20 protein-coding genes are annotated in these 22610 nt (G+C 70.4%); 13 read left to right on the top strand and 7 right to left on the bottom strand.

All coding sequences use genetic code 11. The features are described 5' to 3' along the window. Positions 1-405 precede the first annotated feature (405 nt). Positions 406-1077, top strand: coding sequence for an isochorismatase family protein (locus tag F4559_RS12475; protein ID WP_312865610.1), 672 nt, complete (start codon positions 406-408; stop codon positions 1075-1077). 166 nt (positions 1078-1243) lie between these two features. On the opposite strand, the gene F4559_RS12480 is transcribed toward F4559_RS12475, so the two are convergent. After that, positions 1244-1972: a hypothetical protein gene (locus F4559_RS12480; RefSeq protein WP_184668574.1), complete on the bottom strand. Its 729-nt coding sequence runs from the start codon at positions 1970-1972 to the stop codon at positions 1244-1246. A gap of 108 nt (positions 1973-2080) precedes the next feature. After that, positions 2081-3280 (bottom strand): cytochrome P450, encoded by a 1200-nt coding sequence (locus tag F4559_RS12485; RefSeq protein ID WP_184668576.1) that lies wholly within the window; start codon positions 3278-3280, stop codon positions 2081-2083. A gap of 71 nt (positions 3281-3351) precedes the next feature. Between F4559_RS12485 and F4559_RS12490 the strand changes: the two genes are divergently transcribed. The 8 genes from F4559_RS12490 (at position 3352) to F4559_RS12525 (ending at position 14850) form a co-directional block, all read left to right on the top strand. Further along, positions 3352-4596 (top strand): MFS transporter, encoded by a 1245-nt coding sequence (locus F4559_RS12490; RefSeq protein WP_312865611.1) that lies wholly within the window; start codon positions 3352-3354, stop codon positions 4594-4596. Positions 4597-4644: 48 nt separating this feature from the next. Next, a complete protein-coding gene (locus F4559_RS12495) occupies positions 4645-5385 on the top strand; it encodes a class I SAM-dependent methyltransferase (RefSeq protein ID WP_184668578.1) in 741 nt (246 codons plus the stop codon). Then, positions 5375-6418, top strand: a complete 1044-nt coding sequence (locus F4559_RS12500; RefSeq protein ID WP_184668580.1) for a FecCD family ABC transporter permease — start codon at positions 5375-5377, stop codon at positions 6416-6418. Before F4559_RS12495 ends, F4559_RS12500 begins: the two co-directional genes overlap by 11 nt. After that, the gene (locus F4559_RS12505) at positions 6418-7227 is read left to right on the top strand and encodes an ABC transporter ATP-binding protein (protein WP_184668582.1); all 810 of its coding nucleotides are present in this window, start codon (positions 6418-6420) and stop codon (positions 7225-7227) included. Before F4559_RS12500 ends, F4559_RS12505 begins: the two co-directional genes overlap by 1 nt. Next, positions 7224-8219: an ABC transporter substrate-binding protein gene (locus F4559_RS12510; RefSeq protein WP_184668584.1), complete on the top strand. Its 996-nt coding sequence runs from the start codon at positions 7224-7226 to the stop codon at positions 8217-8219. Before F4559_RS12505 ends, F4559_RS12510 begins: the two co-directional genes overlap by 4 nt. A gap of 5 nt (positions 8220-8224) precedes the next feature. Continuing rightward, positions 8225-9274 carry a pyridoxal-phosphate dependent enzyme gene (locus F4559_RS12515; protein WP_376774636.1) on the top strand — a complete coding sequence of 350 codons (1050 nt, stop codon included), beginning with the start codon at positions 8225-8227 and terminating at the stop codon, positions 9272-9274. Beyond that, on the top strand, positions 9271-10464 hold the full coding sequence (locus F4559_RS12520; RefSeq protein WP_184668586.1) for an ATP-grasp domain-containing protein: 1194 nt from the start codon (positions 9271-9273) through the stop codon (positions 10462-10464). The genes F4559_RS12515 and F4559_RS12520 overlap by 4 nt, the downstream gene beginning before the upstream one ends. 546 nt (positions 10465-11010) lie before the next feature. Continuing rightward, on the top strand, positions 11011-14850 hold the full coding sequence (locus tag F4559_RS12525) for an amino acid adenylation domain-containing protein (protein WP_184668587.1): 3840 nt from the start codon (positions 11011-11013) through the stop codon (positions 14848-14850). On the opposite strand, the gene F4559_RS12530 is transcribed toward F4559_RS12525, so the two are convergent. The 4 genes from F4559_RS12530 to F4559_RS12545 form a co-directional block, all read right to left on the bottom strand. Beyond that, the gene (locus F4559_RS12530) at positions 14798-15649 is read right to left on the bottom strand and encodes a VOC family protein (RefSeq protein WP_184668588.1); all 852 of its coding nucleotides are present in this window, start codon (positions 15647-15649) and stop codon (positions 14798-14800) included. The genes F4559_RS12525 and F4559_RS12530 overlap by 53 nt on opposite strands. A gap of 32 nt (positions 15650-15681) precedes the next feature. Next, positions 15682-15861 (bottom strand): hypothetical protein, encoded by a 180-nt coding sequence (locus F4559_RS12535; protein ID WP_184668589.1) that lies wholly within the window; start codon positions 15859-15861, stop codon positions 15682-15684. A gap of 275 nt (positions 15862-16136) precedes the next feature. After that, a complete protein-coding gene (locus tag F4559_RS12540; RefSeq protein ID WP_184668590.1) occupies positions 16137-16463 on the bottom strand; it encodes a hypothetical protein in 327 nt (108 codons plus the stop codon). Then, complete coding sequence (locus F4559_RS12545; RefSeq protein WP_184668591.1) at positions 16460-17062, bottom strand: bifunctional DNA primase/polymerase; 603 nt, start codon at positions 17060-17062, stop codon at positions 16460-16462. Before F4559_RS12545 ends, F4559_RS12540 begins: the two co-directional genes overlap by 4 nt. A 554-nt stretch (positions 17063-17616) precedes the next feature. On the opposite strand from F4559_RS12545, the gene F4559_RS12550 reads away from it, so the two are divergent. The 3 genes from F4559_RS12550 (at position 17617) to F4559_RS12560 (ending at position 20453) form a co-directional block, all read left to right on the top strand. After that, a complete protein-coding gene (locus tag F4559_RS12550) occupies positions 17617-18873 on the top strand; it encodes a helix-turn-helix transcriptional regulator (protein WP_184668593.1) in 1257 nt (418 codons plus the stop codon). After that, entirely contained in the window at positions 18870-19385 is a 516-nt protein-coding gene (locus F4559_RS12555; protein WP_246445176.1) for an NUDIX domain-containing protein, read from the top strand. The genes F4559_RS12550 and F4559_RS12555 overlap by 4 nt, the downstream gene beginning before the upstream one ends. A gap of 228 nt (positions 19386-19613) precedes the next feature. Further along, positions 19614-20453 (top strand): DMT family transporter, encoded by an 840-nt coding sequence (locus F4559_RS12560; RefSeq protein WP_184668596.1) that lies wholly within the window; start codon positions 19614-19616, stop codon positions 20451-20453. A 146-nt stretch (positions 20454-20599) separates the two neighbouring features. On the opposite strand, the gene F4559_RS12565 is transcribed toward F4559_RS12560, so the two are convergent. Then, positions 20600-21094, bottom strand: a complete 495-nt coding sequence (locus tag F4559_RS12565) for a hypothetical protein (RefSeq protein ID WP_184668598.1) — start codon at positions 21092-21094, stop codon at positions 20600-20602. Between the two features lie 148 nt (positions 21095-21242). On the opposite strand from F4559_RS12565, the gene F4559_RS12570 reads away from it, so the two are divergent. Continuing rightward, positions 21243-22607, top strand: coding sequence for an alpha/beta fold hydrolase (locus tag F4559_RS12570; protein WP_312865612.1), 1365 nt, complete (start codon positions 21243-21245; stop codon positions 22605-22607). The last annotated feature ends 3 nt before the right edge of the window (positions 22608-22610 follow it).

Raw genomic sequence — 22610 nt, forward strand, 5'->3', positions numbered from 1 at the left:
TCACTCGTTTCGAGCACGTTCGGAACTCCATCGGGCGTGGTGCGGGACACTGCGGCGATGTCACTCTTCCTGACACACTTTTCTTGTAGGGGAGGAGCCGCCGTGAACCACGTCCCCGTTCCCGACACCGGCCGCGACCTCCGGGCGCTCCTGCGCGTCGCACGACACGTGGTTCGGCGACACCGTCCCCGAACCGGCGCGGCCGACCACGCCCCGGTCTGACCGCGTCATTCTTTCGCATCGCGAAATTCCTTGTCCCGCAACGCTTCCGCCGCCACGCATCCGACGAAACCGTACGGCCGTTCCCTGTGACGGCCGGTTTCGTTCTTCACGACAAGGTTTGTAGACCGAAAACGGGACGACCGTTCCGGGAGGAGGTCTACCTTGGGAACAGGGGAGGGACCCGTGGAAGCGAAGATGCACGTCTGGTACTTGGAGGAACCGGAGTACGCCCGACACGAGCGGCGGCGCGGCCGGCGGTTCGCCTACACCAGCCTGGTGCCGGAGCGCACCGCGCTGATCGTGGTGGACATGGTGCCGTTCTTCGTCGCCGGAAGTCCGTACTGCATGGGCATCCTGCCCAACATCGACCGGCTGGCCACGGTCGTCCGCGACGCGGGCGGCACGGTCGCGTGGGTGATGCCCGGCGTCGTCGCGCGCAGCGACGTCGGCGACGAGTTCTTCGGGCCGGAACGCTCGGCCCTGTACCGCAACTCCGGCGGCACCGGGCCGCTGGAGGCCCGCATCTGGCCCGACCTGACCGTGCACGACGGCGATCTGCTCGTCGAGAAGGGCGCGGCGAGCGCCTTCTTCCCGGGCCGCTGCGACCTGCCGCAGCGGTTGGCCGAGCGGAACATCGACACGGTCGTGATCACCGGCACGCTCACCAACGTGTGCTGCGAGTCGTCCGCGCGCGACGCCAGCACGCTCGGGCTGCGGGTGATCATGGTGGCCGACGCCAACGCGGCCCGCCGCGACCAGGACCACAACGCCACGCTGCACACCGTCTACCGGACCTTCGGCGACGTGCGGACCACGGACGACGTGGTGGCGCTGGTCAAGGGCGCGGCAGGCTGACGGGGTCGTCGGGCCCGGCGCCGGACGGGCCCGAACCACCATCCATTGTGGACATCCTCTGCGGTATGCCGACGCGTGGAGACCCATCCCGTCACGTCCCGGTCGGACTGACCGCGGGCGGGACCGGTGGCGCGGCGCGCGGGACCGCGCCACCGGAGTACGCGGGTCAGGCGGGCAGCGCGTCGACGAACCGGCTCCCCGACGTGGACGCCTTGGTGCGGCCGACGATGCCGTCGTGCACGGCACGCCAGTGGCCGGCCGCGGGCTCGGCGGCGCCGGTGTTGTAGATGTAGCTGCCGTTGTGGAACGGCGTGGCGCCGACGGTGGCCTTCGTCGTCCAGGCGACGCCGTCGGGCGAGTACTCGATCCGGACGTACACCGTGTGGTCGTAGGGCAGGTACTTGCTCGGGACGCTCAGTCCGCCGCGCACGTAGACGTTGCCCGTCGTGGTCCGGCCGGTGTCGACCAGGAAGGTGTCGGTGAGCTGCTGGACGTTGACGTACTCGGGGTACGCGGCGGCGGGGTCGGCGCCCGGGAAGCCGGGCTCGTGGGGCCACCCGTCGTAGCCGACCCGCCAGGAGCCGCTGGACACCGGCTTCGCGGCCACCGTGTAGTAGCCGTTCGCGTCGGTCTTCGGGAACTCGGTGCCGCCGAAACCGTTCCAGGCGTCGAAGCGCGCCCGGATGGTCTGGTTCGCCAGCGGTCGCTCGCCGGAGGGCGTGGTGATGGTGAGCCGGCCGCTGAGGGTGGAGGTCTGGCCGCCGTCGATCGACGCGGGCGCGACGGTGGCGGTGAGCGTCGACGGGTATGGCGTGGCGGCGAAGGCCGGGGTGGCGACGCCCGCGAACGTGGTCGCGAACACGGCGGCGACGACGACGGATCTTCGGAACGGCATGGTGTCCCCAAACTGTTCTCGTCGGACCTTGGTATCCGGTCTCGTCGCACTGCGTGCCCGAAGCGTTACCCGCTGCACCTTTCCGGGCAACGCGGCCGGCCGAGCGGCCTACCAGGCGACCGGCAACGCGTCGAGTCCGCGCACCATCCGCCCCGTCCGCCACGACAGCGAGTCCGGGTCGGCCGCCAGGCGCAGCCCCGGGAACCGCTCCACCAGCGCGCCGAGCGCGACCTGGATCTCGGCTTTGGCCAACCGCGCCGCCACGCAGTAGTGCGGGCCGAACCCGAATGCCACGTGCGGGTTGGGCCGGCGGGTCACGTCCAGCTCGTCCGGCCGGTCGAACACCCGGTCGTCGCGGTTGGCCGAGTCCAGGTGCACCATCACCGCGTCGCCCGCCCGCACCGGCACGCCGCCGATCTCCAGGTCCTCCACCGCGATCCGGGTGAACCCCGCCGTCGTGACCACGGGCGTGAACCGGAGCAGCTCGTCCACGGCGGTGTCCAGCAGTGTCGGATCGGCGCGCAGCGCGGCCCACTGCCCCGGATGCGTCAGCAGGTTGTAGACCACGTTGCCGATCTGGTTGGTCGTGGTCTCCAGGCCCGCGTACAGCAGGGTCGTACCGAGCACCACGAGTTCGTCCTCGCCGAGCCGGTCGTCCCGGTCGCGGGCCTCGACGAGCGCGCCGAGCAGGTCGTCGGTCGGCGTGGTCCGCCGCTGCCGCACCAGCTCCGCCAGGTAGGACTTGAGGTCGGCGAACGCCCGGTGGATGCGCTCGGCGGGGAACGCCGTGGTCGCCATGGCCACGTCGATCAACCCGGTGAACGCCTCCCGGTCGGCGAGCGGCACGCCCAGCATCCGGCAGATGACCTCGATCGGCAGCGGCAGCGCGAGACCGGTGACCAGGTCCGCGGGCGGTCCGGTCCGGACCACGTCGTCGAGCAGTCCGGCGGCGATCTCCCGGGCCTGGTCGGTCAACGCGTCCACCCGGCGCGGGCTGAACGCGTGCGCGACCAACCGGCGCAGCCGGTTGTGGTCCGGCGGGTCCATCGTGTGCAGGGTCGCGTCGGTCAGCCGGCGCGGCGACGTGCGCGGCACGTCCCGGTCCAGCACCGCGGCGCGGCTGAACCTCGGGTCGGACAGCACGAAGCGCACGTCCTCGTACCGGGTCGCGAGCCACGCCTGCCCGCCGTAGGGCAGGCTGATCCGGCACAGCGGTTCGCTTTCCCGAAGCCGGGCGTACTCCGGTTCCAGGTCGAGCCGGTGCGGCTCGCGGAACGGGTATTCCCGGGTGGTGCCGGTCCAGGCCATCGACGATCCCGCCCTTCGGACGATGTGCTTCCCCAGCGCAAGTCGGGCCGCCGACGTGGAAAGTTCCCCCTGTGCGCGAAAAAGCGGTGAAGGAAGGCGAAACACAGGCGGTGACCAGGCCCGGCGACCTGGCGATGGTCCGGGCGTTGGCACCGGTCCTGCTCGCTTCGGCGGTGAGCCTGCTGCCTTATACGGTCTACGGCACGTTCTTGGTGGCCATCGCCCACGACACCGGCGGCGGCATCGCCGCGGTCGGCGGCCTGCGCGGACTGGGCGGGCTGGCCGCGCTGGCGGTCGGCGCGCTCGTCGCGCCGTTGCTGGACCGGCTGCCCAGGATGCGCGTGGCGGCGATCGGCCTGGCGCTGATCGCGCTCGGGTCGCTGGTCGGCGCGCTCGCGGAGTTCCTGGCGTTGGTGGTGTTCTCGCTCGTCCTGGGCGCGGGCATGGCGGTCCTCTCGCCCGCGCTCGGCGCGGCGGCGGCCGACCGGTTCGGCGGGGGACCGGCGGCCGGCCGCGCGGCCACGCTGGTCAACGCCGCCCAGTCGGCGACCGTGATGCTGGCCGCGCCGCTGGTCGTGGCACCCGCGCTGCTGTGGGGGTGGCGGGGCGACCTGCTCGCCCTCGCGGTGCTCGCGCTGGCGCTGGCGGTGTGGTTCCTGCGCGACCGGACGCCACCGCCGGGCACGGACGTGCGGCTGGGCTACCTGGCGTCGTTCCGCGCCCTGGTCGACCTGCGGCCCCTGCTGCTGGTGGCGTTCCTGCGCAACGCGACGTTCATGGGCTACCTGTCCTATCTCGCCGCGCTCTACGACCGCTACCACCTGTCGGCCGGGCAGTTCGCGGCGGTGTGGACGCTCAGCGGCGCCTCGTTCTTCGCGGGCAACCTGACCGCCGGACGGCTCGTGGGCCGGCGGGTGCGGGCCGACCGGCTGCTGACCGGGTCGTGCGTGGTGGTCGCGCTCGGCGTGACCGGGATCTTCTTCAGCCCGTGGGTGTGGTCGGCGGCGGCGTGCTCGGCGGTGATCGCGTTCACCAGCTCGATGGCGATGGCGAGCGTCGTGGTGCTGATCGTCGACCGCGCGCCGACCGGGCTGCGCGGTGCCGCGCTCGGCGTGAACGGCGCGGCGAACAGCGTCGGCGTGTTCGCGGGCGCGGCGGCGGGCGGTGTCGGCCTGGCCGTCGGCGGCTTCCCGGGCATGGCCGCCGTGTTCGGCACGATCGGTGCGGTCGCGGTCGTGACGTCCCATCGGTTTTCCCGAAAGGTGGGAATTTCACACACGTCCGGGAACCACGCCACCGCCGCACCCGACCTGTAGGGCTGGACCCCGCGCCGGCGCGGGGGGAGCCGAGCGGGCGGGGTGTGCATGCACTGGTACGAGGACGACGGGCTGTGGGTCGGGTTCGCCGACGTCATGTTCCCGGCCCGGCGGGTGGCCGAGGCCGCCCGCCTGGTGGCCGAGTCGCCGCTGCTGCGGACGGACCCCGGCGCCAGGGTGCTGGACCTGGCCTGCGGCCCCGGGTTCCACGTCGTGCCGCTGGCCCGCGCGGGCGCGGACGTGACGGGTGTCGACCTCAGCACCGCGATGCTCGACCGCGCGGCGAAGGCGTGCGCCGAGGCCGGTGTCACCGCCCGACTGGTCCGGGCCGACATGCTGCACCACGTCGAGCCGGACACGTACGACCTGGTCGTGAACATGTACACGTCGTTCGGCTACTTCACCGACCCCGGCGACAACCTGGCCGTGCTGCGCAACGCGCACGACTCGTTGGTGCCGGGCGGGAAGCTCGTGCTGGACATGATGGGCAAGGAGATCTTCGCGGGCTGGGTCGGGCGTCCCCAGGCGGTGGACGTCGAGGGCGGCACGGCGTTCCTGCGCGACACCGTGCTCGACGACTGGACGCGGGTGCGCACGGACTGGACGCTCGTGCGCGGCGACGAGGTGCGGCGGGCGAGCATCGTCTCGGCGCTCTACAGCGCCGCCGAGTTACGGGCGTTGTTCGAGACTGCCGGGTTCGGCGAGGTCGAGGTGTACGGCGACTTCGACCTGTCGCCGTACGACAACCACGCCCGGCGGCTGATCGTGCGCGGCACTCGTGTCGGATGAGTCCCGGAGCCTCACGCTTCCCCTGCTGGTGCTGACGGTCGTGCTGCTGGTCTCGATCGTGGTCGGCATCGCGCTCGGACCGACGACGGTGCCGCTGCCGGACGTGCTGTCGTTCCTCTGGAAGGCCGTCACCGGCGGCACGATCCGGCCCGACGAGGTCACCGGCTACTCGATCGTGTGGCACGTGCGCGCACCGCGCGTGCTGCTCGCGGCCGTCGTCGGCGCCGGGCTCAGCGTCGTCGGCGTGGCCGTGCAGGCGTTGGTGCGCAACGCGTTGGCGGACCCGTTCGTGCTGGGCATCTCCTCGGGTGCGTCCGTGGGTGCCACGGCCGTGGTGGTGTTCGGCGTGTTCTCCGGGCTCGGCGTGCTGGCGCTGTCCACGGCCGCGTTCCTGGGCGCGTTGGGCGCGACCGTGCTGGTGTACGTGACCGCGCGCAGCCGCCTCGGGCTCACGCCGTTGCGGCTGGTGCTGACCGGGGTCGCGCTGGCGTACGCGTTCCAGGCCGTGATGAGCGTGCTGGTGTTCCTCTCGCCCAACGGCCAGTCCGCGCAGACCGTGCTGTTCTGGCTGCTGGGCAGCCTCGGCGCGGCCACCTGGTCGTCCTTGCCGCTGGCTCTGGTCGGGGTGTTGGTGGCGGTCGTCGTGCTGCTGCGCAACGGGACCGCGCTGGACGTGCTCTCGTTGGGCGACGAGACCTCCGCGAGCCTGGGCTTCGACGCGACCCGCCTGCGCCGGTGGCTGTTCCTGCTCACGGCCGTGGTCACCGGACTGCTGGTGGCGGTCAGCGGCGCCATCGGATTCGTCGGCCTGGTGCTGCCGCACGTGGTGCGCATGGTCGTCGGCTCGGGGCACCGGCGGGTGCTGGCCGTGTCGCCGCTCGCCGGGGCGGTGTTCCTGGTGTGGGTGGACGTCGTGGCCCGCACGCTGGTCGCGCCCGAGGAGTTGCCGCTGGGCGTGATCACCGCGCTGATCGGCGTGCCGGTGTTCGTCGTGGTGATGCGGCGGCGTGGCTACGCGTTCGGGGGTGCGTGATGGACGCGCTCCCGCTCTCACTGGCCGACGTGTCCGTGGAGATCGCGGGTGCCACGCTGGTGCGTGCGCTGCGGTTGGACGTGCGGCGCGGCGAGGTCGTCGGGCTGCTCGGACCCAACGGCAGCGGCAAGTCCACCGCGCTGCGGTGCGTCTACCGGGCGTTGAAGCCGACATCCGGCGCCGTGCTGCTCGACGGCGAGGACCTGGCCGGGCGCGGGTTGCGCGAGACCGCGACCCGGATCGCCGCGCTGACCCAGGACAACCGGGCCGAACTCGACTTCACCGTCGAGGAGGTCGTGGCCCTGGGCCGGGCCCCGCACCAGGGCGGCAACCTGCGGCTGAGCGCGCGGGAACGTGAGCTGTGCCGGGAGGCGTTGCGGCGCATGGACGTCACGCACCTGGCCAAGCGCAGCGTGCTCACCCTGTCCGGCGGCGAACGGCAACGCGTGCTCGTCGCCCGCGCCCTGGTACAGGAACCGGCCGTGCTCGTGCTCGACGAGCCGACCAACCACCTGGACGTGCGCCACCAGGTCGAACTGCTGCGGTTCCTGCGCGACTGCGGGCTCACCGTCCTGGTCGCGCTGCACGACCTCAACCTGGCCGCCGCCGTGTGCCACCGGATCGCGCTGCTCAAGGAGGGCGCGCTGGTGGCGTGCGGCAAACCCGCCGAGGTGCTCGCGCCGGACATGGTCCGCGTGGTGTTCGGCGTGGAGGTGACGCCGGTCGTCCACCCGGAGACCGGCGTGCCGCAACTGCTCTACGACGTGCCGGTGGACGGCACCGCGACGGCCGAGGGGAACACGTCATGATCCTGTCCCGCCCGACCGCACTGCTCGCCGCGGCGGTGGTGCTGACCGCGTGCGGCGCGAAGGTCGAATCGGCTCCGCCCGGCGAGACCGCGCCCCAGGAGGTCACGGTCGTCAACTGCGGCCGTGAGGTCACGTACCCGGTGCCGCGGCGCGCGGTGTCGTACGACGTGTCCGGCTCCGAGAAGGTGTTCGCACTGGGCCTGGGTCCCCGGCTGCGCGGCTACGTCATGAACGCGCTGGGCGACCCGTCCATCGCGGGCTCGCCGTGGAAGGACCAGTACGCCTCGGTCGAGCGGCTGGGCACGTCCCGCGTGACCAAGGAGATCCTCGTCGAGGCCAAGGCCGACTGGGTGATCGCGGGCTGGAACTCCGGGTTCAGCGAGGAGCGCGGCATCACGCCCAAGCTGCTCGACCAGCTCGGCATCCGCAGCTACCTGCACACCGAGACGTGCTGGGAGTTCCCGGACGCCAAGCAGGACGTGAACCCGATCGAGGCCCTCTACACCGACCTGCGCAACCTCGGCGACATCTTCCAGGTCCGGCCGAGGGCCGACGAACTGGTGAAGGAGTTGCAGGACCGGTTCGCCAAGGTCCGCGCCACGGCACCCAAGGACAAGCCGCCGGTCAAGGTGTTCGTCTACGACTCCGGCACCGACCAGCCCTACACCTCCGGGCGGCACGCCGCGCCGAACGAGATCATCGCGGCGGCGGGCGGGCGCAACATCTTCGACACCCTGGAGGACGGGTGGGGCGCGGTCGGCTGGGAGCCGGTCGTGCAGAGCGCGCCCGAGGTGATCGTGATCGTGGACTGGGCCGGGCAGACCGGCCAGGAGAAGATCGACTACCTGAAGGGCCTGCCGCAGCTGGCGAACGTGCCCGCGGTGCGCGACAACCGGTTCCACATCCTGTCGTACGGCGACCTGGTCAGCGGTCCGCGCAACGCCCAGGGCGCCGAGTCCCTGGCGGGCTACCTGCGGTCCATCGGGCGGTGACCGCGGTGACCGAGCCGGTGGTGCACGAGCACGTCACGGACGCGGTGAAGACACCGGACCTGGTGCGGCTGGCGCCCAACGTCGTGCTGCTGAGGTTCGAGACGTTGAAGATCCACGCCGCGCTGGGCGCGGTCCGCGCACTGCTGGGCGCGGGCGTGGTGCGGCCCGGCCAGACCGTGGTCGACAGCTCCAGCGGCATCTACGCCGTGGCGCTGGCCATGGCGTGCCACCGCTACGGGTTACGATGCCACATCGTCGCGTCCACCACGGTCGACGTCACGATGCGCGCCCAGTTGGAGATCCTCGGCGTCACCGTCGACCAGATGCCGCCGTCGGACGATTTGCGGCTGGACCAGCGCCGCCGGGTGCTGCGCGTGCGGGAACTCGTCGAACGCCACCCGGACATGCACTGGATGCGCCAGTACCACGACCCGGTGCACTACCTCGGGTACGCGGAGGTGGCGGGTCTGGTGGCCGGGGCGCTGCCCGGGCCGCTGACCGTGGTGGGCAGCGTGGGCACCGGGTCCTCGACCGGCGGGCTGACGCGGTCGTTGCGCGAGCGGGGCGTGGACACGCGGCTCGTGGGCGTGCAGCCGTTCGGCAGCGTCACGTTCGGCAGCGAGCGGTTCACCGACCCGGACGCGATCATCGCGGGCATCGGCAGCGCGATCCCGTTCGACAACGTCCGGCACGCGCTCTACGACCGGGTGCACTGGCTGGACTTCCAGCACGCCATGGCCGCCACGGTCGCACTCCTGCGCGACCACGCCGTGTTCGCCGGGCTGTCCACGGGCGCGGCGCACCTGGCCGCCGGATGGGAGGCCGGCCGCGAGCCGGGCCGCACGCACGTGGTGATCGGCGCGGACACCGGACACCGCTACACCGCGCGGGTCTTCGCCCGCCACCGCGAGGCGCTCGACCCGGCGGACCTCGCGCCCCGCGAGGTCGACGCCGTGGCGGACCTGTGCCCGCCGTGGTCCACAATGGACTGGCAGCGGCGTGCCTACGAACCGCTCGTGCCCGCGCAGGAACGACGTAAGGACCCGGTGTCGTGAGCATCGTGCTGCTGGAGTTCCTGTCCTTCGGCCTCGGTCGGCTCGCCGAGGCGGCCGAGGCGCTGGACGAGGAACTGGTCCTGTTCACCGCGCACCGGCCGCTGTACGCGCACGAGCTGGCGACCGTGCCGCCGGACCGCGTGCGCGTGGTGGACATCGACACCACCGACACCGCGAAGTGCGAGGCCGCCGCCCGTGACCTGCCCGACCTGCGCGGCCTGATCAGCTCGACGGACACGTGGGCGGCGCCCGGTGCCGACCTCGCGGCGCGACTGGGCCTGCCCGGTCCGGACCCGGCGGCGGTGCGCGTGCTGCGGGACAAGGCGGCCGTCCGCGCCCGGCTGTACGAGCACGGTCTGAGCCGGGGTGTGGCCGTGCCCCCGCACGAGGCGGCGTCGCTCGGCTTCCCGTTGGTGGTCAAGGACTCCGCGGGCACGTCGTCGCGCGCGGTGTGGGTGGTGCGCGACGACGCCGAACTCGCCGAGGTGCTGGCGCGCGCCGCCGATGTGCCGCTCAAGGGCGATCTGCTGGCCGAACCGTACTTCGCCGGGCCGCTCTACAGCGCCGAGACGATCACGTGGGAGGGGCGGACGCGGCTGCTCGGCGTGACCAGCCGGCACCTGTCGCCCGAACCGCTGCGGCGCGAGGAGAACTCGTCGTTCCCGGTCGTCCTCCCGCAGGACGAGCACGGCGCGCTGGTGGACTGGATCTCGCGGGTCCTCGCGGCGGCGGGCCACGGGCGCGGGTTCGCGCACACCGAGTTCGTGTGGACCGTCGACGGCCCCGAGGTGGTCGAGATCAACGCCCGGATCGGCGGCGCGCTGGTCGGCGAGGCCCTGTGCACGGCGTTGGCCACCAACGTCTACACCGCGCTGGTCGAGGTGGCGCTGGGCCGCGAACCCGACCTGCTGACCGCGCCCCTGGGCACCGGGCCCGCGGTGGCGTTCCAGGCGCTCTACCCGACCACGACCGGCGTGCTCGACGGGTGGACCGGACTCGACCGGCTGGCCGGGCTGCCCGGCTCGCCGCGCTGGTTCCCGACCACGACGCCGGGCGCGGTCGTCGAACACTTGGAGGACCAGCGCGGCTGCACCGGAATCGTCCTGGTGGAAGGGCCGACCGCCGAGTTGGCGCTGCATCGCGCGGCGGCGGCCGGAAATGTGATCGGGCACACCGTACGGGCGGGCTGACGGTTTCGGTCGGCACGAATCGAGACAGGCGCACGAGTCGGCGCCCGCTTCCGCCGGAAGCGGGCGCCGACTTGCGGTAAGGGGCTGTTCCGGCTGGTCCGCCGGGGCTATCGGCAGGGCATCCGACCTCTTTCCGGGGACGATTCGAGACCGGGTCCGGACACGGTCCGTGACTTCGGTGCGGAGTGGAAAACCGAAGGTCGCAGGACGGGCCGGCCGGTCGTGACGTGCCGTGTGCGGATACCTCGGAAAACACCACAATATGCTGTCGGTTTGCTGTCGATTTCGATCCCGGGCATCGGAAAGGCGAATCGCGGCTGGAAATAGGCCGTGCCCGGCCGCCGTTCGGCTCCTGTCGACCTTGACGATCACAGGACGGTTAACTACCTTCTGGTCCGGGTCGATCTGCCACTGTTTGTCAAGTCGACGCCGATTCGCGTACCCGTTCCTCCCTGCCGCGTTCCTCCGCTTGACGGAAGGATTCGCCGAATGCGCGATACGGGACGCGTGAACACTTTCCACGTGAGAACGGACCTGGGGTCACCAATGGAAACTTCGGTCGATGAAACGCCGACACCCGGCAGCGCGGGTCCCGGTCCCGGCACGCTGCCCGAGTTGCTCCGGGAGCACGCCCGGCGGCAGCCCGACGAACCCGCCGTGATCGCCGGGGCGGACACCCTCACCCGTCGTGAACTCGATACCCGTGCCGCCGCCGTGGCCGCCCACCTGCGCGCGCTCGGCGTGGGGCCCGACGACGTCGTCGGGCTGTACGTCGAGCCGTCGCCGGACATGGTCGTCGGCACGTGGGGCATCCTCACCGCCGGCGCCGCGTACCTGCCGCTCGCCCCCGAGTACCCGGAGGACCGGGTGCGCTACATGGTGGAGGACTCGGGCGTCGACGTCGTGCTGACCCAGCCGCACCTGCGCGGGCGGCTCGCCGGGCTGGCCGTGCCCGGACTGCGCGTGGTCACGCTCGACGAGGTCGACCCGGACGCCCGTGCCACCCCCGACGACTTCGCCGGCGGAAACCTCGCCTACGTCATCTACACCTCCGGCACGACCGGCCGGCCCAAGGGCGTGGCGATCGAGCACCGGGCGATCGTGAGCCAACTGGAGTGGCTGCGCGCGGAGATCGGTATCGACGACACGAAAACCGTGCTGCGCAAGACGCCCATGAGTTTCGACGCCGCGCAGTGGGAACTGCTCGCGCTCGCATGCGGCAGCCGGATCGTGGTGGGCGCGAAGGACGTCTACCGCGACCCGTCCGGTCTGATCGAGACGATCATCACCCACGACGTGACGACGCTCCAGTGCGTGCCGACCCTGTTGCAGGCACTGGTCGACGACGACCTGTTCACCCAGTGCACCTCGCTCACCCAGGTGTTCAGCGGCGGCGAGGCGTTGTCCAAGAAGCTCGCGTCCCGCTTCCTGGAGGTGCTGCCCGACTGCGAACTGGTGAACCTCTACGGGCCCACCGAGTGCACGATCAACGCCTCCACGCAGCGGGTCGACGCCGAGTACGTCCGGACCTGCGCGAACGTGATCGCGATCGGCACCCCGGTCGCCGGCACCACGTTCCACATCCTCGACGAACGGCAGCGGCCCGCGCCCTCGGGCGAGCTGTACATCGGTGGACGCCAGCTCGCGCGCGGCTACCTGCACCGCCCCGAGCAGACCGCCGAACGGTTCCCCACGCTCCCGCTCGGACCCGGCGGCACGCCGCTGCGCGTCTACCGCACCGGCGACCTCGCCCGGTGGAACGACGACGGCACCGCCCAGTTCACCGGGCGGATCGACGGCCAGGTGAAGCTGCGCGGCCACCGCGTCGAACTGGACGAGGTGCGGCTGGCGATCGAGAACCACGACTGGGTCAGGAGCGCGGGCGTGCTGGTGCGCACGGACCCGCGCACCGGACACCGCAACCTGGTCGCGGCCGTCGAGCTGAACCCGCGCGAGGCCGCGCTGATGGACCAGGGCAGCCACGGCTCGCACCACCAGTCCAAGGCCGGCCGCGTGCAGGTGCGGGCCCAGCTCGCGAACCTGGGCGTGCGGACCGACCTGGAACTGGCCGGGCTCCCGGCCGTCGACCTGCCCGGCCGGGAGGAGACGCCGGAGCAGCGGCGGTTCGCGTTCGCGCGCAAGACCTACCGGTTCTACGACGGCGACCCGGTCGACGTGGCGGCCGTCCGGCGTCTGTTCGAGAGGCCGGAGCGCGAGGTCGAGTCCCGCCCGCTCGACGGGCTCGGCCTGGCCGACCTCGGGGTGCTGCTGCGCAACCTCGGGCCGTTCCACAGCCCGGACCGGTTGCTGCCCAAGTACTCCTACGCCTCGCCGGGCGCGTTATACGCCGTGCAGACGTTCATCGAGGCACGTGGTGTCGCCGGATTGCCCGCAGGCCACTACTACCTGCACCCCGTACGACACCGGCTGGTACGCGTGACCGACCTCGATCCGGGTGCGGAGCCGGTGCTGCGGCTGCACCTGGTCGGCAAGCGGTCCGCGATCGAGTCGGTGTACCGCACCAACGTCGTCGAGGTGCTGGAGTTCGAGGCCGGGCACCTGCTCGGCATGCTCGACGAGGTGTTGCCCGCGCACGGCCTCGGCGTCGGCGCGGGCACGAGAGAGCCCGACGTCATGGCCGTCCTCGGCTGCGCGCCGGACCACGAATACCTGGCCACCTACGACGTGGTGCCGTTCGACCGGCGTCATCCGGCGGGACCGGTGGACCGGTACGTGCAGGCGCACCCCGGCAAGGTCGCCGGTCTCGCGGCGGGGCAGTACCGGGTGTCCGACGGCGACTTCGACCGGGTCGCCGACGACCTGGTGCTGCGCAAGCACGTCGTCGCGATCAACCAGGCCGTGTACGACCGGGCGAGCGTCGGCGTCACGCTGACCGCCCGCGCGCACCCGGCGTGGTCGCGCTACCTCGACCTGGGCCGGGAACTCCAGCGGTTGCAGCAGAACGACGCCGGGTTCGGCCTGATGTCGTCGGGCTACAGCTCCGAGTCCGGCCACGACCTGGTGTCGCACAAGCGGTTGCGCGCGATCCTGCCCGGCGTCGGGCCGACGTACTTCGCCGTCGGCGGCCCGGTGAGCCGCGCGCAGGTCGAGAGCGAGGGCATGCGGGAGGACGCCGTCCACACCAAGGGCCCGGCCGAGCTGATCAAGCAGGACATCGCCACGTTCCTGCCGGACTACATGGTGCCCGGCCGCGTCGTCGTCGTGGACCGGTTGCCGCTCTCGGCCAACGGCAAGGTCGACGTGAAGGCGTTGGCCGAGTCGGACGTGCTGGAGCAGGAGGCGGCCGAACGCGTCTTCGAGGCACCGCGCACCGAGACCGAACGGCTCGTCGCGCGGGCGTGGGCGAAGGTCATGAAGACCGAGGACGTGTCCGTGCACGACGAGTTCTTCGAACGCGGCGGCAACTCGCTGCTGGCCGTGATGCTCGTGCAGGAGGTCAACCGCACGCTCAACGTCGCGCTGCCGCTCCAGGTGATCTTCGACGAGTCGACGGTGGCGGGCCTGGCCCGCCACGTCGACCTGCGCGACACCCGACCGGCATCCCGGCTCGTGCCGCTGCGGGTCGAGGAGGTCCACCGGCCGGTCTTCTGCTGGCCGGGCCTGGGCGGCTACCCGATGAACCTGCGGCTGCTGGCCACCAGCATCGGCACCGGCCGCCCGTTCTACGGCATCCAGGCCGAGGGCATCAACGAGGGCGAGACGCCGTACCCCACCATCGCCGACATGGCCGCCGCCGACGCCGAGCGGATCACCCGCCTGCAACCGGTCGGCCCGTACACGCTGTGGGGCTACTCGTTCGGCGCCCGTGTCGCCTACGAGACCGCGCACCTGCTGGAGAAGGCGGGGGAGCGGGTCGACCACCTGTTCCTGATCGCGCCCGGCCAACCGCGCGTGCGCGAGAAGCCGACGACCGGGCGGGCGGACTTCGCCGACCGGGCGTTCGTGACGATCCTGTTCTCGGTGTTCGCCAACGCGGTGAGCGGCCCGCTGTTGGACGAGTGCCTGGCGACGACCCGCGACGAGGACACGTTCGCGGCGTTCGTCCACCGCCTGCACCCCGGCCTGCCCGGCGGGCTGGTGCGGCGGATCATCCGGATCGTGCGGCTGACCTACAGCTTCGAGTACACCTTCCGCGAACTGCGCGAGAAGAGCGTCACGGCGCCGATCACCATCTTCAAGGCGCGCGGCGACGACTACTCGTTCCTGGAGGGCGCGGTCGACTCGCTCGCCGTGCCGCCGACCGTGGTGGAACTGGAGTCGGATCACTACGGCCTGCTCAAGGCCGGGGGTGTGGAGGAGTTGGTGGCCGCCGTCACCCGGCGGACCGGAACAGCACCGCGGCACCGAATGTCTCCCGCGCACTGACGAGGAACCCGCCCGGCACGTCCCGCGTCGGCACGCCCGCGCCCTCGACCAGGGCGCGGGCGGCGTCGACGTCCGCCACCCCGACCTCCTGCGCGACGAAACCCGGCGACGACGGCGGGGTCTCGCCGGGCAGTGCCGCGTCGAGGTCGACGACGAGTTCCAGCCGGCCGCCGTCGAGGTCGAACACCCGGCCGTGGTCGACCTTTCGGGACTCCCGGTCGAGCAGCGTGGCGTAGCGGTCCCGGATCGAGTCCACTTCGGACCCGTCGGCGAACAGGAGGACGCCGGTCAGCGCGCGGGCGCCGTTGGCGTGCGGCACGGCCCGGACCAGTTCGGGCGTGAGGTGCTCGGCGGAGTGCACGATCCCTTCCGGCGTGCGCGCCCGGTCGACGTGGACGCTGCGGGCACGCAATACACCCGAGCCGACCGGCCGCTCCAACGACAGCACGCCGGACCCGGCCAACCCGGTGTCCCGCAACCGGTCGAGGACGCGGTCGGAGTCCCCGAGCCCGAACGACACCCCGCGCAACCCGCCGTCGCCCCCGGCGATCAGCGGCAGGACCCGCCACGGGTCGGGCGCGGCCTCGTCGATGATCCCGATCAACTCGACGAACCCGCCGTCGAGGTAGGCGCACCGGTTGGCCGTGCAGCCGAGCACGGGCGGACCGTCGGGTGTCGTGGTCACGCGATGGCGTGACACGGGACTGAGCGTGAACCCGAGCCGGGTGAACAGCGCCCACGCGTCCTCGGGCCGACGGGTGATCACGATGGAGTGGTCGAGCCGTGCGGGTGTCGCCACGAGTCCCCCCTGGACCGCCGGTCCTCCCGACCTTACTCGTCCGACTGCGGGATCTTCCGGAACCAGTCGAGGTCCACGCCCGGTCCGGGGTCCGACAGTGATCGCCTCTTGCCCCCTGCGGCGACGACGAAGTCGGCGGCGTCCGGGGCGGTCAGGCGGGGGTGGAGCCGCTCGACCCACTGCGTGTGGGACTCGACCGCGCGTTGCACCATCTCGTCCGTGATCCGAGGCAGCACACCAGTCGGCCAGGCGCCTTCCCCTCGGCTGCGAACCAAGCCGTCTGTCCCGGTGTCCGAGTCTCGCCAGTCGAGCGGCAGGGGACGGCCGGCCTTCGCTTCCCGCTCCACCAGCTCGGCCACGGTCACCGACTGCGGGCCATGCCCACGGAGATCACACCCCTCCATCTGAGGGCGCCAGGAAGCAGCTCGTCGCCAAGGACAGGCAGAGGAGGGGGGCTACCTCCTCCGAACCGTTCGCTGCGCGTCGTTTAGCCCTGGTGCGCCACGGCGGTTGTCTCGTCCAGCCACACCACGTGCACCTGATGTACCCCCGCCGACCGTGAGGAGATCTCGAACAGCGTCCGGGCGCGCTCCACGTCCTGGGACTTCAACGGGAAGTCGCCTTCCACGGAGTTGACGTCGGCCCGGTCGGTGTAGGCCAGGCCGTAGCCCGCGACGCGGACGTCCTCAGGCTCGCCGTACTCCTCCACGAGCGCGAACAGCCGTGGTGCCTCCTCTCGCGCCACCTCGTGCAGCAGGATCGTGAAGGCCGTGTCCACCTCGGCCGTCTGCTCGACTTCGGCCAGCCCGGTCACGCGCTCTTCCTCTCGTAGCTGTGGATCAGGTCGGCCAGGGCGTCACCAGGCATCAGGCGGTTGCCGGCCTGTTCGGGAGTGACGAGCCAGATCACGGGCGTGGTCTCCAGGGCGCTGGGCGGCAGGGGCATCGGCATCCCGGCTTCCACCACCCGTGCTTCGTGGCTCAGCAGCACCGAGGGCAGCGGTGGCCGAACCAGGAAGTAGGCGACAGGCATGTTCGGGAAGGCGAGTACCGGCGTCGGCAACTTCGAGAACCACGGGTCATCCGCGAGCATCATGACCAGCGACTCAACGACGGCGAAGGCCCCCAGTTCCGAACCGGTCACCGTGAAGACGTTCGGCTGGTGCAGCCCAGGCGTCGACCACCACGCGCGCACCAGCTCGGCGTCGGTGGTCGCTTCCTCGATCGGTTGGAGACAGGGGGTGGTGACGGGTAGCTCGTCAGTCGGGTTGGCGAGGTGGCCGTTCTTCCAGATCGCTCCCGGTATCACGGGCCAGCCCAGTTCGACGTAGTGCAGAGCGGCTTGCAGGGTCGTGGACGCTTCGGTGTCCGGCGTGCTGGTCGGCACTGCCTTGCCTTTCTGTCGGGGAATCATCTGCGGAAGTGGGAGCGGGTGCGACCTCGAACAGGTCGTCGAACTGCATGGGTGCGAGGGCGACGAGGGCGCCGCCGATGAACGCGGGACCGGGTTGCAGGTCACCGCTCACCACCCGTGCGACCGTGGAGCGGTTGACGCCCATCGCCTTGGCCAGCCCGTAGTCGGAGTGGAAGCCTGCGAGCTGTGCCGTACGAGCGAAGATGTTGGTAAGCAATCGGATGGTGTGCGGCATTCTCTGCGTCCAGTCCTATGTGGATGGGTAGACATTGCCGGGTGACATGGGTGCTGCTCCCTTGGCGTCGGTGTCGTCATCCGGTGACGCCCGGCACCAGGCGGCGCGGTAGCCGCCGGGGACTTGGGGAGGCAGGTTCCCCGGAGGGCTTGCCTGGTGCTGGGGTCGAGACCAAGGGTGGAATCCCCGAGGGGCGACGCACAGCGCCGTCATAGCGCCCGGGTGTCGCCCAAACGGGGCCAGCGTGATGCACCGCTACGCTCGACCAGCGGGAATGTTCACCCGAGGACGCGGTAGGCAACTGCCAGGAGGTCACCCGATGGCGGCACGACGCACGGGCTTGATTCGTGTCCGGAAGGCGGCCGGCTTCACCCAGGAGTCATTCGCCGAGGCCATGCATGTCGACCGCTCCACGGTGGCCCGCTGGGAGCAGGGAGCACGTGAACCCCTGCCCTACCAGCGTCCGAAGCTGGCCCGGCTGCTGAAGATCACCATGAACGAGCTGGACGAGCTGCTGCACGAGGAGGCGGGAAGCGTTGCGGTGAGGCAACATGCCGGCTCATCTCTTGGAGATAGGCTTGTCGACCACAACAGCTCCGTGGCGGTTGAGACTCTGCCCACTCCTGCTCAGCCGGTAGCCATGCGAGAGGTGATCGGCTTCCGCACCGTGTCCGAGGCGTTCCAGGCCGCTGACCGGAAAATCGGCGGCGGCGTTCTCTACGGGCAGGTTGTGCGTTTCCTGCAAGATGAGGTCGCGCCGAGGCTGCTTGCGCCGCCGTCCGGCGCAACCCATTATGAGGTTTTCTCGGCAGCAGCGTCCTTCTCGGAGTTTGCGGGATGGATGGCCCATGACAGTGGCCGTGACCCCCAGGCGAAAGTGCATCTGACGCAGGCGTACCACTTGGCTGCGACCGCACAAAACTTCCAGCTCGGCTCCAACATTCTTGCGTCGCTGGCCCATCTAGCCGTACAGATGAATGATGCCCAGGCTGCCGAACGATTGGCCCGTAAGGGAATCTCCCAAATGTCGGGCAGTCAGGCTCATGCGCCCCACCTGGTTGCACGACTCCACGCCATGCAGGCTCGGGCGCTCGCTCTACAAGGCAAAGAGTTGGAGACTCGTCTGGCGCTCGATGCTGGAGAGAGTGCTTTGGACTTTGTCGAACGAGATGCTCAGGACAGTTGGCTTTCTGGTTTTGACCGGGCTTCCTTCGCTGCTGAGGTTGCGCTTTGTATGTATGACTTGCGGCGGTATGAAGATGCGGCACGGGGTGCAGCGCAAGTCATTGCACTGCGAAGTGGCAGCGACCGCGTCCGGAGTCGAACTCTCGCCGGCTTGACGCTGGCAAATGCTCTGGTGGCGCTAGAGGATCACGCAGGTGCAGTGCGAGTCGGCATGGAGATAATCGCGGCTGCTCCGGGACTCAAGTCCGCACGTGTACACTCCGGCCTCGCGCAGTTGCAGCAGCGGATTTCGGAGCAGGCGGACTTGCCGGAGGTCAGGGAGATGAACGACCGTTTGGCGGCGTCTGCGAGCGCGCAGATTCCAACAGCACAAGCGGAATGGCCGGTATGAGCACGGAAGAAGACAACGACCCGGAGCGCTTTCGGTGGCTGGCCGAAGGAAACGCACGGCAAGCTCGTAAGCGCGTCTCGGCGAAGGTCGTCATCTGCGGCAAGGACGGCCGGGTTCTGCTGGTCAACCCAACATACAAGCAGTACTGGGATCTGCCGGGCGGCATGGCAGAAGCGAACGAATCGCCAACTACTGCGGCTATCCGCGAGGTTTCAGAGGAACTGGGCATCACTGTCCAAATCAACGGCCTGTTGCTCGTTGACTGGGTGGACGCGCATGGCCCCTGGGACGACCTGCTGGTGTTCATCTTCGACGGCGGGGCGGTTGGCGAGGAAGACATGCGCCGCATATCGGTGATGGACAAGGAGCTGTCTGAGTTTGCATTCTTCTCGCTGGAACTTGCGGAAGCACAGTTGAGGCCGGATATGTGGCTCAAGCTCCAACGTGCTGTCGAGGCGAAGCGGGTAGGCGTAGTGTCGTACGAGGAGTTTTGTCAAAGTCGGACGGAGTGATCAGCGATGAACGTTGAAGCATGGGAACTTGCTGTCCAGACCGGTTCCGGTTGCAACTGACGCCGGGTACGCGAGCTGCTGCCTCAGTTCCGGCCATGCCGGCAGCTCGGCGTTGTACGGACGTTGCTTGAGGCAGCCCCGTAGCATCGGCCCTGTGCCGTTTGAGCGTGAAGACCGCACCGAGAGCGCCAGGCGATGAACCGTAGGAGCCGGCTTCTGCTCGGAGCGTTGTCCTTCCTGTGGGGTGCCGCCTATCTGGTCATAGCGGTCGCGCTGCGTGGGTTCTCTCCGGTGGTCGTGGTGTTCGGGCGGGTCTTCCTCGCTGCGCTGTTTCTAATACCGCCGGCTATCCGCCGTGACGTCTTGAGGCCACTGCTGAAGCATCCTTGGTGGGTGCTGGTAACGGTGCTCGTGCAGTCCACCGCGCCTCTGCTCTTGCTTACCTATGGGCAGCACTGGCTGTCTGCCGGCCTCACGGGGGTGCTCATCGGAGCGCAACCGCTGTTCGTTGCGGCCCTCGCCACCTGGTTTGCGCCGGATGAAAAGCCGAAGGGTGCCAGAGGAATTTTCGGTCTCGTCATGGGATTCACGGGTATCGGGCTGCTGTTCGGGGTCGACATTGGCGGTGGTTCGCATTTGCTGCTCGGCGGCATCCTGGTCACTGCGGCTGCCTTGTGTTATGCCGTTGGCTCTATCTTGATTCACCGCAAGCTCGGCTTTGCTGAGCCGCTTGGTGTTGCCACGTCGGCCATGCTGGTGAGCAGCGCTGCGACTGCGATTCCAGCCGCGCTGATGCTGCCCCGGCACATGCCACCGTTCGCCAGTGTGATCGCCCTGGTCGCGCTTGGTGTGGTGTTCACGGCCCTGACGCTCACCATATTCTATGGCTTGATCGCACACGCTGGGCCAAGCAAGGCGACCTTGGCGTTCTATCTGTCGCCTGCCGTTACGGTTGTGCTTGGTTGGGTACTGCTGGACGAGCAAGTGCGCTGGTCGACGGTGGTTGGGCCGGCGGCAATTGTTATGGGGTCGGTGTTGGTGGCGGGCAGGGCGGAGGTTGGTGCGTAGTAGCCAGAGCATTTGCGAGGCTGGGAAGTGGCAGTTGCCCGTCTCGTTGCGCCCACGCGTCCTCGGGTCGACGGGTGATCACGATGGAGTGGTCGAGCCGTGCTGGTGTCGCCACGAGGCCCCCTGGACCGCCGGTCCTCCCGACCTTACTCGTCCGCCGGCGGCATTTTCCGGAACCAGTCGAGGTCCAAGCCCGGTCCGGGGTCCGACAGAGAACGCCTGCTTCCCCCTGCGGCGACGACGAAGTCGGCGGCGTCCGGGGCGGTCAGGCGGGGGTGGAGCCGCTCGACCCACTGCGTGTGGGACTCGACCGCGCGTTGCAGGACGAGCCAGGAGCGGCAGTTGTCCAGGAGCGGCTGGTCGCCCGCGGACCGTGTGGCGGCCACCAGTTCTTTCAGTCCGACGACGTGGCGGAAACCGTCGAGTTCCAGGATGACGAGGATGAACATGTAGTCCTCCCACCCGTCGCAACTCCAGTCGTACCTCAGACGGCCGTTCGAGTAGTCCACCTCCGAGGCCCCGACGAACCGGTTGTCGGCCGGTACCTCGATCAGACCAAACTGCTCCGCGAGAGGCCCGAACCGGCGCCGGACCTCCGTCTCGAACGTCTCGCCCTTGCGTCGTTTCCGCCCCTTGGCCATGCCTCGGATGATCTCCGAACACACCCGTCGTCCCTGCCGGCGGCAACGAACTGACCCGCAACTGGCCGGCCGCTCAGCCTCGGGGACGACCACCCACCAGACCACGGGATGACGCCCGCCTACCCGGCTCGATCCGAAGATCCACCCCGTGTGGAAAACCCTCGTCGTCACCACGGCGCTCACCCTCACCCTGACCCCCGCCGCCCAGGCCGGGACCGGACTGTCCTGGCGGGCCTGCGGCGACCGCGGTGCCGAGTGCGCCGACGTCTCCGTGCCCCTGGACTGGTCGAAGCCCGGCGGCGACCGGGTCACCGTCGCGATCTCCCGGATCAAGGCGACCGACCCGGCGCGGCGCCTCGGCGTCCTGTTCTTCAACCCCGGCGGTCCGGGCGGTCCGGCCGTCCCGATCGTCCGCGACCTGGCCGAGGAGGTCTTCCCGGCCCGGCTGCGGGAACGCTTCGACATCATCGGCATCGACCCGCGCGGCGTCGGCGACAGTCGGCCCGCCATCACCTGCGACCGCGACGCCCAGGACCCGGCCGTCGACCAGTTCCCGACCACCCAGGCCGGTTACCAGGCGCTCGTCGCGCACAACCGGGCCGTCGCCGACGGCTGCCGGCGCCTGACCGGACCCCTGATCGACCACGTCGACACCATCAGTGCCGCCCGTGACCTCGACGTCGTCCGCGCCGGGCTGGGCGAGCGGAAGATCTCCTGGCTGGGCGTTTCCTACGGCACGCTGCTCGGCGCCACCTACGCGGGCCTCTTCCCGAACCGGGTCCGGGCCGCCGTCCTCGACGGCGCCGTGGACCACACGATCGGCAGCCGCCGGCTCGCGGTCGACGAGGCCCGGACCGTCGAGCAGGTGTTCGCGAAGTTCGCGAAGTGGTGCCGCGAGAACTGCGGGCGGGACGACGTCGCCGCCGACTACCGGGCCCTGCTCGCCCGCGCCGCCGAACACCCGGTGCCCGCCACCGGCCACCCGGAGGGCGTGAACGCGCAGCGCATCGGCTACGTGACCTACTCCCTGCTGTCCTCGCCCAAGGCGTGGCCGGTGCTGGCCGAGGCCATCGCCGCGGCGACCGCGCCGACGCCCGACGCGCAGGCGTTCGCCGAGACCGGGGACGCCAGTGCCTACCGCGTGATCGCCTGCCACGACTTCCCCAGCGACGTCCGGGACCACGCCGGGCTGCGTGACCGCGTCCAGGAGATCCGCCGGATCGCCCCGACGACCCGCGGCCACGTGGAAGGTTGGGACGTCCAGGCGGGCTGCACGGGCTGGCCGATCCGGTCCGCCAACCCGTGGGCCGCGACCCCCGTGCGCGGCGTGCGCAACGTCCTGGTCGTCAGCGGCGCCTTCGACCCGGCCACGCCCCACGTCTGGGGCATCGGGCTGGCCTGCCAGATCGAAGGGGCCCGGATGCTGCACTGGTCCGGGGTCGGCCACACCGCCTACTTCAACGACGACCAGACCCGTGACCGTGAGGTGGAATACCTCCTCGACGCCGTGTGACCC

This window comes from Saccharothrix violaceirubra, assembly GCF_014203755.1.
GTDB lineage: Bacteria > Actinomycetota > Actinomycetes > Mycobacteriales > Pseudonocardiaceae > Actinosynnema > Actinosynnema violaceirubrum.

Coding starts and splice junctions, on each gene's coding strand:
- F4559_RS12535 (WP_184668589.1), bottom strand. CDS start 15,861: ATGGTGCAACGCGCGGTCGAGTCCCACACGCAGTGGGTCGAGCGGCTC.
- F4559_RS12485 (WP_184668576.1), bottom strand. CDS start 3,280: ATGGCCTGGACCGGCACCACCCGGGAATACCCGTTCCGCGAGCCGCAC.
- F4559_RS12555 (WP_246445176.1), top strand. CDS start 18,870: ATGAGCACGGAAGAAGACAACGACCCGGAGCGCTTTCGGTGGCTGGCC.
- F4559_RS12525 (WP_184668587.1), top strand. CDS start 11,011: ATGGAAACTTCGGTCGATGAAACGCCGACACCCGGCAGCGCGGGTCCC.
- F4559_RS12565 (WP_184668598.1), bottom strand. CDS start 21,094: ATGGCCAAGGGGCGGAAACGACGCAAGGGCGAGACGTTCGAGACGGAG.
- F4559_RS12510 (WP_184668584.1), top strand. CDS start 7,224: ATGATCCTGTCCCGCCCGACCGCACTGCTCGCCGCGGCGGTGGTGCTG.
- F4559_RS12505 (WP_184668582.1), top strand. CDS start 6,418: ATGGACGCGCTCCCGCTCTCACTGGCCGACGTGTCCGTGGAGATCGCG.
- F4559_RS12550 (WP_184668593.1), top strand. CDS start 17,617: ATGGCGGCACGACGCACGGGCTTGATTCGTGTCCGGAAGGCGGCCGGC.
- F4559_RS12495 (WP_184668578.1), top strand. CDS start 4,645: ATGCACTGGTACGAGGACGACGGGCTGTGGGTCGGGTTCGCCGACGTC.
- F4559_RS12545 (WP_184668591.1), bottom strand. CDS start 17,062: ATGATTCCCCGACAGAAAGGCAAGGCAGTGCCGACCAGCACGCCGGAC.
- F4559_RS12480 (WP_184668574.1), bottom strand. CDS start 1,972: ATGCCGTTCCGAAGATCCGTCGTCGTCGCCGCCGTGTTCGCGACCACG.